Raw genomic sequence first — 13474 nt, forward strand, 5'->3', positions numbered from 1 at the left:
CAACAAGGAGATATTTAGGTTTTTAAGAAATAATCAAGGCATAAAAGATTTAGTATTGGTGTATAAACCTATGGTCTAAACTAATTTAAACTCTACCCTTGAGTGCATTGAACACCCAAGCAATGGCAAAAAAACCGATACCAACAGAGGCAAAACCCCATCCGGCTACATCATCATATCTAAAGGCTCCCAAAGCAATAAGTCCAAGACCTACTCCTATCATAATCCAAGTTGCCCATGCCAATACTGTATTCTTATTCATTCCCATATTCTCAATTTGGTTTGTGGTAACCTCAAATATCGTGAATTTAAAAAATAATACAAGATTTTTTGGATAGCTTTTATGCCTCAAATGGGAATCTTATACCAGCTTTGTTTCTAACCGTATCCAAAAGCGTGCATAAATCGCCGCTGTTCTTATGACTCCAAAGTTTACTTTCCAATAAACCCGCTTCTAAGCAGCGTTGTACTTCCTCAATTTCGTAGGTATATCCTTTGCCTATTTTACCTACATCAACATCCGCTATCTCCTCACCTCTTTGTACAGTGTACCCTGAAGTTTCATGCCATCTCCGTTTTATATAAATTGACCCCGTACTACCGGATATTTCGGCCTTCATTTCAGAATTTGAAGTTAATCCGCTGTAAAGCAAAGCCTGTGCCTGCTGATATTCAAACAACATGGAGGTCTGAATTTCAACACCAGTTTTATGAAAATTAGATTTTGCCGTGATATTATCCGGCATTCCCAGTAATATATATGCTAGAAAAATAGGATAAATTCCAATATCCAAAATAGAACCACCAGCAAGATCAGGGTTTAAAATCCTTCCCTTCTCGTCCCTATCCAAACCATAGAAAGCAAAATCAGCTTTTAAATAGCCTATGGCACCTATTTCACCATTATCCACAAGTTCCTTGACTTTTCTTATCGTTGGATTAAATCGGGTCCATAATGCTTCCATCAAAAATACCTTATGCTCTTTAGCCTTGGACAACATCTCCTGTACCTCCGCGCTGTTTATACCCAAAGGCTTCTCACAAAGCACATGCTTTTTATTGGTCATAGCCATGATACTTAACGCTGCATGTGAGGTATGCGGTGTGGCGATATAGACTACATCAATAGTATCACTTTTAAAGAGGGCCTCATAGCTTCCAAAAGCGTGCTGAGCATTATAATTTGCTGCGAACTCCTTTGCTTTTTCTAAATTTCTTGATGCTACTGCAGTAATAGCATTATCCTTTACCAAAGCCATATCCTTAGCAAAGGTATGGGCAATATTGCCTGCTCCCACAATTCCCCATCGTATCATAATAAAAGGTGTTTAAGGTTTATCCAAATGTACTCAATTTTACTCCTTATCTTTAACCTATAAATTGAAATAACAGGAATGGATATTAAGTTCAATCGAAACGAAGATGTAAATAAATTAATGCTTTCCGAGCTTAGAAAGAAACTAGCCAAAGTTGCCTTAGGAGGTGGCAAAGCTAGAATTGAAAAGCAGCATAAGCAAGGAAAAATGACGGCTCGGGAACGAATTGATTATTTGCTTGATGATAAAACTGAACGGATAGAGATTGGTGCATTCGTTGGTGAGGGTATGTATGAAGAACACGGAGGCTGCCCATCTGGTGGGGTTGTCATAAAAATGGGTTATGTTTCCGGAAAACAATGCCTAGTAGTTGCTAATGACGCTACGGTAAAAGCAGGGGCTTGGTTTCCTATTACAGCAAAAAAGAATTTAAGAGCACAAGAGATTGCCATAGAAAATAAATTACCAATCATTTACTTAGTGGACAGCGCAGGGGTTTACCTACCCATGCAAGATGAAATTTTTCCGGACAAGGAACATTTTGGTCGCATCTTTAGAAACAATGCCATTATGAGCAGTATGGGCATCACGCAGATTTCCGCTGTTATGGGTAGCTGTGTAGCGGGCGGGGCTTACCTGCCCATTATGAGCGATGAAGCTTTGATCGTAGACAAAACAGGAAGTATTTTTTTAGCTGGAAGTTATTTGGTAAAAGCTGCTATTGGTGAAAGTATAGATAATGAAACTTTGGGCGGTGCCACCACTCATTGTGAAATTAGCGGTGTAACTGATTATAAGGCCAAAGATGATGCAGCAGCACTTGACACTATAAAAAATATCATGGATAAGATTGGTGATGCTGCTAAGGCAGGGTTTAACCGCAAGGAACCTACGGCTCCAAAAAAAGACCCTAAAGATATCTATGGGATACTACCAAGTTCTAGAGCAGAACAATATGATATGATGGAAATTATAGAACGGTTGATAGATAATTCTGAATTTGAGGCCTATAAGGATGGATATGGTCAGAGTATCCTCACTGGCTACGCACGTATCAATGGTTGGGCCGTTGGGATTGTTGCCAATCAGCGTAAAGTAGTAAAGACTAAGAAAGGAGAAATGCAGTTTGGAGGGGTCATTTATTCGGACTCGGCAGATAAGGCAACACGTTTTATAGCAAATTGTAATCAGAAAAAGATTCCCCTAGTATTTCTTCAGGATGTTACCGGATTTATGGTAGGCAGTAAAAGCGAACATGGGGGTATCATAAAAGACGGAGCCAAAATGGTAAATGCGGTCAGCAATTCCGTAGTACCAAAATTTACTATTGTTATTGGTAACAGTTACGGTGCAGGAAATTACGCTATGTGCGGAAAGGCCTATGACCCTAGACTTATTATTGCATGGCCAAGTGCGGAGCTTGCGGTGATGAGCGGGAATTCTGCGGCAAAAGTACTTTTACAGATAGAAAAAGCTTCTTTGAAAAAGAAGGGCGAAACAATCACCGAGGAAAAGGAAAAAGAACTTTTTGATAAAATTAAAAAACGTTATGACCAGCAGGTATCGCCGTATTATGCTGCGGCACGCCTATGGACAGACGCTATTATAGACCCTTTGGATACTCGAAAATGGATTGCTATGGGTATAGCGGCAGCTGACCAAGCACCGATAGAAAAACAATTTAATATGGGCGTTTTACAGGTATAAATTATTCGCTTTCCAGGTTAATGTTAATCCTAGTTCTATCTAGAATTTTAACCCGTTTGATTTTCATATCCGTTGCCCTAAAAGTAATTATATCACCTTTTTGGGCCTTTAGGACATACCTACCCTGAGCATTGGCTACGGTAGATTCACCGTTCATTTCATTGGTAATAGTTGCACCGGTAACACCTCTCCCTGCAAAGAAAACAAAGCCCGAAATATTTGAATTCGCCGCTTTCTTTCCCTTAGCGACCAAAGCCTTGGAATTACGGGCGGGCTTATCTGAATAATAGGTGGAATTCAATTGATAAGCCATAGCGGATTTCTCTAATTTTTCCCACGCTGCCAGACTTGCATATTTTCTATAGGAGTGGGTATAGGTATTCGGGGCTGCCATGAGCACCAAACTGATCTTTTTTTTACCATAAATTTTTAATAGTTCTAGACTCAAAATAAAATCGTTCTTGACATAGATGTCATAGGGCGATAAGTCTACCTTAGATACACCGTTATTTTTGCCTATCGTATGAAAAATACTCTCGCCAGAAGTATTCAGATTAGTGCCTGGAAAACTCTTAAAACCGTCCTCATCATAAATATTAATACGTACCAGAAGACTATCCGAGGCATTGGAGGCTACTTCAAAAACCAAATCCTCAAGTTTTCTGAGACCTTTTTTTACTTTTATTTTTGTGGCCAGTTCTCCGCCTAAAGCGATATTATCCTTCCAATAGCCATAAATTTTCTCTCCTGTATTTTGATAACCGATATTTTCCTGAATCTCATAAGCCCCCTTATTGGTTACTACGATCTCATTAAGTTTTACTATTTCTGGCTGTAGTGCTATTTCAGGATATTCATTATAAGCGAACTGCAAATCTTTTACTGCTTGTTTAAATGTTTTATAACCGATGGAAGAAAATTGCAAAGAGTCTTTAAGGCCATAGTCCTCTTTGTTCAATTCTAAATGGAATAGCCCCTCTTCATCACTAACGGTCCCGACACCTCTATTAACGACACCAATGTTTACATAAGGCAGGAACTCCTTAGTTTTGGCATCTAGTACACGACCTTTATAATCTTGTTGTGCAATCAGTGGTATGCACGAAAGGCTGACTAAAATAATAAATAGTGCTTTCAGTATAATTTAATTTGAAACGATTGAAATTGCATTCGAAACCGTAAACAATTGCTGGTTTACGTTCTTTAGGCTTAGCTTAAATAACTTGGTCTCCTTACGTTGCGACGCACTACCGTAGTTATGGTAAATCGTTGCTTTCAGATAGGTAGGTGTTAAGCTTTTATTACCAAAATACTTTGCGTTTACTTTCCATACACCCTTAATACTATCGTCTATAAGGTACTCCTCACTGGAGAAACCTGATATCTTTTTGTCCTTGACACCCTCCGCATCCGCAAAAAGTGAATGTTCCGATTTAAAATAGTTCCCTTCTGGGTTAACGAACTGTAACTCGAACTCCGCCTCACTATCGTTCCACTCGAATACCAAGCGGGTAACATCGAACTCATCATCTAACACAAGGCTCTTCAGTTCTTTCTTGCTTAGCAAATCTTCCCCCTTTAAAGCGATAAGGTTGTTCAGCTCTCGTTCCATAATCATGTTCAAATCGTCCTCCACTCTTAAAAAACCTTCTTCTAACAAGTATCCGTATCTGGCATACATCGCAGCCGCTCTTTTATACTCCCCTATTTCACGGTAACTGTTTGCTAAGTCCATATAGGACTGTCCATAGTTGGCACGGAGGATAAAAAGTTCCTTGTAAAGCTCGTTCGCCTTTTCTAGTCTCCCCTCTTCTTGATAGTTGTAGGCCAGGGCTTTTAACGCCAAAGGATCGGAATTGAAAAGTTCTTTGTTCTCTTCGATGATACTATCAGCAAATTTCTGGTTATTCACTTCTTTTAAAAAATACTGATAGCTATCCAAAACAAAAACATAGGAGGTACCGTACTGTTCCAATCGCTCGCTGTAAATTTTCTTCGCCTCCTCTTCGGATGTACTATTTCTCAATTGCCTCAGATATTCAGGAATATTATTAGAGGTCTTAAACGCTATAGCATCATTTCCATAGCTATTGTTCCTCAGTTTGGCTTGGTCATAGTTCGCTGTGCCATTGGCACCGGGTGAGAAATTACCAGATTTGGTGTTTATTATGACAATACCTCCCTTAGCCATAGTCCCATATTTAGTTAAACCGGAATACGAAGGGATAACTGCAATTCTCTTGATATTAGATATATCGACCATAGCACACGGTAAGCTTTCAAATACCATACCGTCTACTTCATAAATTGAACCTCCTCCCCCTGCATTTCCCAGAGAATTAACTTTCCTCATAATTGTCTCCAAAAGACCCGTTCCACGATTGCACCTCGACGATACTCCTGCAAATCGATTACTGATTAAGAACGATAAATCTGGATAGATAATTTTAATATCTTTCTCATCAACAGTACGCATAGAATATCCCACAATATCCTTATCCAAAATCCCAAACATGGTTTTTATTAGATTTGGATTGGTATTGTATTCTTGAAAAAGTTCTTTTTGAGTCTTGCGCGGTTTTGTCTTTATTACCGTTACATTGTCCAGTTCCTTAATTTCAGGAACCAATATAATATTAAGGGTTCGGCTAATATCCTCCGCAAGTATTTCCACTGTCTCGAACCCTACATGGCTATATTTTAATAAAGCACCCTCATTTACTCTTAGACTGTAAAAACCATTCCCAGCGGTCTTCGTTCCATTGTCTGAATTTGATACTGAAATATTGACATCCTCAATCGGTGCAACACCGTCCGTAACCTTGCCCGTAATGATAACTTCATTTTGCTGACCCCACACCAAAGAAGTAAACAGCAATACTATGATAGTGAATCTATACATATGCAGTCTTTTTAATTCCCCACTACAGTGGACATATTAGAGACCGTAAACAATTGCTGGTTTACGTTCTTTAGGCTTAGCTTAAATAATTTGGTCTCCTTACGTTGCGACGCACTACCGTAGTTATGGTAGATAGTCGCTTTAAGGTATGTGGGTGTCAAACTTTTGTTTCCAAAATATTTGGCGTTTACTTTCCATACCCCTTTAACACTTTCATCTATTAGATATTCTTCACTGGAGAAACCGGATATTTTTTCATTCTTAATACGATCTGCATCAGCAAAGAGGGAATGTTCAGATTTGTAGTAGTTCCCCTCCGGATTTACAAACTGTAGCTCAAACTCCGCCTCACTATCGTTCCACTCGAATACCAATCGCGTACCATCGAACTCATCGTCCAACACAAGGTTCTTCAGTTCTTTCTTGCTTAGCAAATCTTCTCCCTTTAAAGCGATTAGATTGTTCAGCTCGCGCTCAATAATAATGTTCAGGTCGTCCTCCGCCCTTAGAAAACCCTCATCCAATAGATAGCCGTATCTGGCATACATTGTCGCTGCTTTTTTATACTCCCCTATTTCCCGGTAACTATTTGCTAAATCCATATAGGACTGTCCGTAATTGGCGCGGAGGATAAAAAGTTCCTTATAAAGCTCGTTCGCCTTTTCTAGTCTCCCCTCTTTTTGATAGTTGTAGGCCAAGGCTTTTAATGCCAAGGGATCGGAATTGAAAAGTTCTTTGTTCTCTTCGATGATACTATTAGCGAATTTGTCGTTTCCAAGTTCCTCTGAAAAATACTGATACGCATCGAGCATAAAATGGTAGGATATACGGTACTGACCCAATCGCTCACCGTAAATTTTCTTCGCCTCCTCTTCGGATGCACTACTTCTCAATTGCCTTAGATATTCAGGAACGTTATTCGAGATTTCCAACGCTATGGCATCGTTCTCGAAAATATTATTTCGGAGTCTAGCTAAATCATTAGGCACTTGAGAAGTGTTTTTTCCATAACTCGCATTTTTTTGGTTTATAACAATAACCCCTCCATTACCAATAAATCCATATCTTCCAGTTGCATTTAACCCCGTTATAATTGCTATACGTTCAATATTCTCTACAGCAATAAAAGTGGGAGGTTCCGTAAAGACCATACCATCTACATCAAATAGAGCCCCTCCAAAACCCACTCCTGCCGCTCCTCTGAAATATACTCTTACATCTGAAGATGCGGGGCCATTGGGAGTAGTGAAATTTGACATTCTTTCCACACGTAGTCCAGGATATCTAAATTGTAATGCCGATAAGAAATCTATGCCCCCCAGAGGCAAATCACCACCTTCAATAATTTTAATGCGATAACTTACGGATTCCTTATCGATGATTCCAAAGGCAGTATTAATTAGATTTTTGTCTAAATAATAATCTTCCCTAAGTTGTTTTTGGTTTCTTCGTGGCTTTGTCTTGGTTACCGTAACATTCTCTAACTGATTTATTTTTGGTGTCATTTTAATATTTAATCTACGACTAACATCCTCCACTAATATCTCTACGGTTTCCAACCCAACATAACTATAACGAAGTAAAGCACCTTCTTTTACATTTAAGCTGTAATAACCGTTTGCATCGGTCTTCGTTCCATTGTCTGAATTTGATACTGAAATATTGACATCCTCAATCGGTGCAACACCGTCCGTAACCTTGCCCGTAATGATAATTTTATTTTGCTGTGCTTGGACAACCGTTACTAAAAGAAAGAGTACATAAAATTTTTTTTTCATAATTCTGTTTAATTGGCTACCACAGTGGACATATTAGAGACCGTAAATAATTGTTGGTTTACGTTTTTCAGACTCAACTTAAAGACTTTTGTTTCTTTACGTTGCGATGCACTACCGAAGTTATGGTAGATAGTTGCTTTCAGATACGTCGGGGTAAGGCTTTTGTTGCCAAAGTATTTCACATTTACTTGCCATACACCCTTAATACTATCGTCTATAAGGTACTCCTCACTGGAGAAACCGGATATCTTTTTGTTCTTGACACCCTCAGCATCCGCAAAAAGTGAATGTTCCGCTTTAAAATAGTTCCCTTCCGGGTTTACGAACTGTAACTCGAACTCCGCTTCACTATCGTTCCACTCGAAAACTAAACGGGTACCATCGAACTCATCGTCTAGCACAAGGCTCTTCAGTTCTTTTTTGCTTAGCAAATCTTTCCCCTTTAAAGCGATAAGATTGTTCAGTTCCCTGTCCATAATAATCCCTAAGTCCCCTTCAGTTCTTAAGAAACCTTCTTCTAACAAGTATCCGTATCTGGCATACATCGCAGCCGCTCTTTTATACCGCCCAATTTCCTGGTAACTGTTTGCTAGGTCCATATAGGACTGTCCGTAATTAGCACGGAGGATAAACAGTTCTTTGTAAAGCTCGTTCGCCTTTTCTAGTCTCCCCTCTTCTTGATAGTTGTAGGCCAAGGCTTTTAGTGCCAAAGGGTTGGAATTGAAAAGTTCCTTGTTCTCTTCGATGATGCTATCCGCTACTTTCTGGTTCTTCACTTCTTTTGAAAAATACTGATAGCTATCCAAAACAAAAACATAGGAGGTACCGTACTGTTCCAATCGCTCGCTGTAAATTTTCTTCGCCTCCTCTTCGGATGTACTATTTCTCAATTGCCTCAGATATTCAGGAATATTATTGGAAGTATCAAACGCTATAGCATCATTTCCATAGCTATTGTTCCTCAGTTTGGCTTGGTCAAAGTTAGCTGTACCATTGGCACCGGGTGCGAAATTACCTGTTTTGGTGTTTATTATGACAATACCAGCGTTCGCTAGAGTTCCATATTTCACGTTACCTGCCAGGCTAGGAGAAGTTGCTATTCTTTTAATATTGGAAATATCCAACCAATAGGGGAATTCTTGGAAAATCATTCCATCAATTTCATAAATAGAAGGTGAGGCAAAATTTATCGATTGATTTCCGCGCATAGTTATCATCCAATTCCTAGGGTCAGAATTTAATTTAGAGCCGCGCGCATTAGGTATTTTACCATTGACTAAATCAATTAAGTCTATCGCGCCCGGTGGAAAATCCTCTTCATCCAACACATAAAGAGCAGTTGCAATATTTTCCTTATCCAAAATCCCAAACATGGTTTTTATTAGATTTGGATTAGTATTGTATTCTTGAAAAAGTTCTTTCTGAGTCTTGCGCGGTTTTGTCTTTGTTACCGTTACATTGTCCAGTTCGTTAATTTCAGGAACCAATATAATATTAAGGGTTCGGCTGATGTCCTCCGCAAGTATTTCCACTGTCTCGAACCCTACATGGCTATATTTTAATAAAGCACCCTCATTTACTCTTAGACTGTAAAAACCATTCCCATCGGTCTTGGTTCCATTGTCTGAATTTGATACGGAAATATTGACATCCTCAATCGGTGCAACACCGTCCGTAACCTTGCCCGTAATGATAATTTTATTTTGCTGAGCCCACACCAAAGAAGTAAACAGCAATACTATGATAGTGAATCTATACATATGCAGTCTTTTTAATTACCCACTACAGTGGACATATTTGAGACCGTAAACAGTTGCTGGTTTACGTTCTTTAGGCTTAGCTTAAATAACTTGGTTTCCTTACGTTGTGACGCACTACCGTAGTTATGGTAGATAGTCGCCTTAAGGTATGTGGGTGTCAAACTTTTGTTTCCAAAATATTTGGCGTTTACTTTCCATACCCCTTTAACACTTTCATCTATTAGATATTCTTCACTGGAGAAACCAGATATTTTTTCATTCTTAATACGATCTGCATCAGCAAAGAGGGAATGTTGGGACTTATAGTAGTTCCCCTCTGGATTTACAAACTGTAGCTCAAACTCCGCCTCACTATCGTTCCATTCGAATACCAATCGGGTACCATCGAACTCATCGTCCAACACCAAGTTCTTTAGTTCTCTTCTAGATAACAATTCTCTTCCTTTTAAAGCGATAAGATTGTTCAATTCCCTGTCCATGATAATACCTAAGTCCCCTTCAGCTCTTAAGAAACCTTCATCCAATAAATAGCCGTATCTGGCATAAATTGCCGCAGCTCTTTGATTTTCTCCAATCTCACGATAACTATTGGCCAAGTCCATATAACTCTGGGCGTAATTAGGTCTGAGACGAAAGACTTCTTTATATACTTCATTAGCTTCCTTTAGTCTGTCTTCTGCCTGATACGTATATGCCAACGCTTTTAAAGCTAGGGGATTATCATAAATGACTTGTTTATTATTTTCAATGATACCGTCCGCAAAATCAGTATTTTTCCACCTATTAGAGAAATGGTCGTAGGCGTCCAAAATATAGAAATACGAACTTCTGTATACCTTTATCTGTTCATTGTATGTGGCTATTGCCTCGGCCTCGCTTTTACTATCCATTAATTTAGAAAGGTAAATAGGTCTATCTTTTTTTAGATCCTCGCTTGTAAGTACATCCCCGTCAAACTTATTATTCCGAAGTCTTGCCAGGTCGTATGGCTTATCCGTACCAGGTTCTGGAAAATAGTTGGCTCCCTTTGTATTAATCACAATAACACCTCCATTAGCTGCACCTCCATACTTTGTAACTGCACCTAGTCCACTTATAACTGCAATACGCTCTATATTTTCTATTTGTAAAAAATTAGGAAAATCTGTAATAATCAATCCGTCAACATCATAAATGGCAGGAAAAAATCCAAGAGCCCCTCCCCGTAAGTAAACAGTAGGATTTAAAAAATCTAGACCATTTCTTTCTACCCTAACGCCTGGAAAACGATATTGTAATACCGTAGCGATATCTATACCTATGGGATTTAAATCTTTACCTTCTGCAATGCGCACCGCAAAACTAGTAACATCTTTATCTAAAATTCCAAATGCGGTATTTATCAAATTTTTATTGGAAGCATATTCCGCTTGTAATTGTTTCTGTGATTTCAGCACCGTTTTCTCAACGACTACCTCATCCAATTGATTTACTTCTGGAGTCAATTCAATATTTAAGATACGGGTCACATCTTCAACAACAATTTCCATAGGACGCATACTAGGATAAGCATAGGACAAAAGTTGACCTGGCCTGGCGCTTATGGTATACCTACCCTCCACATTCGTTTTAGTAACTTCCTCCGAGCCCGAAACTTTAATTTCAGCATTAACCAGAGGTGTGTCCAAATAGGTAACAACACCTTTAATGGTGTTTAATTTTTCCTGTGCAAACGAAAGTGCACTAACTGTAAAAACGAATAAGAGAACAAAGGCTTTTTTCATGGTATCGATTTTTTATTAAGATAAGAAAAAGACCACAAAAGTTATACCATCTTAAGATTTGATTAACTAAATCTTCAGCGCAATAATCTCCTTTTTAGAATTTTGACCGTCTAAATATAGCCAAACCAGCTTTTTTGTTTGTGAAGGATATCCAAAATTAGTGTAAACAGAACATAACAAAACTAATGGCTCAGCATTTAATTCATCCAAATTCCCTAAGAAATCCGCATTTATTTTCCAGCTACCCTTAAGGTCATCATATAATTCAAATTCCTCCATTGCATAACCCAAACTCACCTCCTCTTCAATTCTATTGCTATTAGCTACGCTAGTATGCTCCCAATTAAAATAACGGTTCTGAGGATTTACGAATTGCACATTGAATTCTGTTTTGGCACTACTCCATTCTACCAAAAGACGCATATTCATCTGCGTATTCTTAAAATAAGCTTCACCTACCTTAGTGACATCCAGAATATCTCGCTTTTGAAAAATTAGATTCTTAAGCTCTCTTTCCAAGGACTTCTGAATTGGGTTTACGTCCATTGCTCCGTAAGCCCCTCCATTGGCAAGCGTAACAAAGCTGTCTAACGCCCCTTGGTAATCTTTTTGCGCGAGTTGTGATTTGGCCTCTGTAAAAAAGGGTTGCAACGCTGTTGGTTTATCGGTATTCAGTTGACTATTCAGGGTTTGTACGGCGTCATAATTTTCCAAATAGCGCATGGATAATTCCACCAATCTCAAGTAAGATTCTTTTGTGGCATTCTTCTCCCAAAGGTTAGATATGATCCTTGCAGCTAATTTGGTGTCCCTATCCTTAAAAAAATGAAAGGCATCTAGATAAAATGAGTCGTTATCCTCGTTAAAGTTTCGTAAGGTTAGGTATTTTAAGTATGCCTCACTCATATCCGTATACGCTTCCAATGCTTTCGTAAGTGCAGATTTAACGGTACTGATTTTTGCCTCAGGGTCGTACACATTATCTTGAGCCAAGGCCGTATTTTTTGTTGCGCCACTAACCCCACCATAAGATGCCGTTTTAGTTGTTATTAAAATTACACCGTTGTTACCTGCCGAACCATATCTATTAGTAGCCGCATATCCCTTGAGCACCGTAATATCGGCTACATTGTCAGGGTTCACAAAGTTAGATGCCGCATTACTAGAACTACCAAAGGAAGAATCGTTTTGTTCCATAGGAACTCCATCAATGACAACAAGTCCATAATTATTACCCAAAATGGTGGCATTTGTTCGCATGGTCACTTGAGTAAGGTCTTCTCCCGGACCTAAATTTACACCAGAGAACCTACCCTGTACCGATTGTCTAATATCTGTCTGTATAGGTGTAATAGCTTCCGAGTCGATAGATTGTACTGCATAACCTAATGACTCCTTACTTTTAAAACCGTTTCCTGTGTTAACGACATCTTCTGAGAGGGCATTGACCCTTTGTTCCGTTACAACTACCTCATCCAAAGTAGTAACGTTGGCTTTTAAGAAAACATCTACCGTTTTATTAAAATAGCCAATAGGAACCGTCTTCATGGTTTTATTTAAACGACTGGTAATTAGAATAGAATCTCCAGGAACGGCTGGCAACGAAAACTTACCACTACTATCCGTCTTAATTATTTCATTACTTCCTATTATTCTGACTTCGATATCGTTTGCAGGAACATTATCAATATAAACAGTTCCCGTAATCTCTTTTTTATTTGGAATAGCCACTTCTGAAGAAGTAGCTATATTCTTAGGCAAAATTGCGGCAAAATCCATTAATCTACCCCGACCGACCAGGGCAGATTGTTTTAAAAACTCCTCATTCCTGTCTAACGAGCTATTGATAATGTAATTTCCCTTTTTGACAGGCAAAACCTCACCAGCGACCAATGCATTACCATCTGTAAAAAAATATACAGTAGGATTCTTAATCTTTGACGCTAAGCCCTCGTAAACAGTGGCGCCATCAGGAACCACAGCGGACAAAGTAGCTTTTATTTCACTCCAATCTCCATTACTGACTTGAAATACCTGTTCCTCAACAGCGATATCAAAAAGTAAAAGCTGTACCGTTTGATTTGGATTTCTTTGGAAAACTTTATCTAAAATTTCAAATTCTTTTTCCATGTCTCTATTCAACATAGAGAAAGAAGTATCCCAACATATGGTAATATTCTTATTTTCTTCCTGCTGGGCAGTTAAAAAATTTCCTAGAAAAATTAGTAGTATAAAAAGTCTTTTCATC

9 protein-coding genes are annotated in these 13474 nt (G+C 38.7%); 1 reads left to right on the forward strand and 8 read right to left on the reverse strand.

Features of this window, described 5'->3' with window-relative positions; genetic code table 11:
- Window positions 1-85: 85 nt before the first annotated feature.
- Together SJY09_RS06255 and SJY09_RS06260 are read right to left on the reverse strand one after the other, a co-directional pair.
- On the reverse strand, window positions 86-268 hold the full coding sequence (locus SJY09_RS06255) for a CAL67264 family membrane protein (protein ID WP_396638105.1): 183 nt from the start codon (window positions 266-268) through the stop codon (window positions 86-88).
- 73 nt (window positions 269-341) lie between these two features.
- Window positions 342-1316, reverse strand: a complete 975-nt coding sequence (locus SJY09_RS06260) for a Gfo/Idh/MocA family protein (protein WP_396638106.1) — start codon at window positions 1314-1316, stop codon at window positions 342-344.
- 78 nt (window positions 1317-1394) lie between these two features.
- Between SJY09_RS06260 and SJY09_RS06265 the strand changes: the two genes are divergently transcribed.
- Complete coding sequence (locus SJY09_RS06265; RefSeq protein WP_396638107.1) at window positions 1395-3023, forward strand: acyl-CoA carboxylase subunit beta; 1629 nt, start codon at window positions 1395-1397, stop codon at window positions 3021-3023.
- A 1-nt stretch (window position 3024) separates the two neighbouring features.
- On the opposite strand, the gene SJY09_RS06270 is transcribed toward SJY09_RS06265, so the two are convergent.
- The 6 genes from SJY09_RS06270 to SJY09_RS06295 form a co-directional block, all read right to left on the reverse strand.
- Window positions 3025-4167 carry a carboxypeptidase-like regulatory domain-containing protein gene (locus tag SJY09_RS06270; protein ID WP_396638602.1) on the reverse strand — a complete coding sequence of 381 codons (1143 nt, stop codon included), beginning with the start codon at window positions 4165-4167 and terminating at the stop codon, window positions 3025-3027.
- A complete protein-coding gene (locus SJY09_RS06275) occupies window positions 4168-5925 on the reverse strand; it encodes a carboxypeptidase-like regulatory domain-containing protein (RefSeq protein WP_396638108.1) in 1758 nt (585 codons plus the stop codon).
- Between the two features lie 11 nt (window positions 5926-5936).
- Window positions 5937-7703: a carboxypeptidase-like regulatory domain-containing protein gene (locus SJY09_RS06280; protein ID WP_396638109.1), complete on the reverse strand. Its 1767-nt coding sequence runs from the start codon at window positions 7701-7703 to the stop codon at window positions 5937-5939.
- Window positions 7704-7711: 8 nt separating this feature from the next.
- Window positions 7712-9463, reverse strand: a complete 1752-nt coding sequence (locus SJY09_RS06285; RefSeq protein WP_396638110.1) for a carboxypeptidase-like regulatory domain-containing protein — start codon at window positions 9461-9463, stop codon at window positions 7712-7714.
- An 11-nt stretch (window positions 9464-9474) separates the two neighbouring features.
- A complete protein-coding gene (locus SJY09_RS06290) occupies window positions 9475-11226 on the reverse strand; it encodes a DUF2135 domain-containing protein (protein WP_396638111.1) in 1752 nt (583 codons plus the stop codon).
- Between the two features lie 66 nt (window positions 11227-11292).
- Entirely contained in the window at window positions 11293-13473 is a 2181-nt protein-coding gene (locus SJY09_RS06295) for a TonB-dependent receptor plug domain-containing protein (protein WP_396638112.1), read from the reverse strand.
- Between the last annotated feature and the right edge of the window lies 1 nt (window position 13474).

The sequence above is a fragment of the Maribacter sp. R77961 genome, assembly GCF_044594925.1.
GTDB lineage: Bacteria > Bacteroidota > Bacteroidia > Flavobacteriales > Flavobacteriaceae > Maribacter.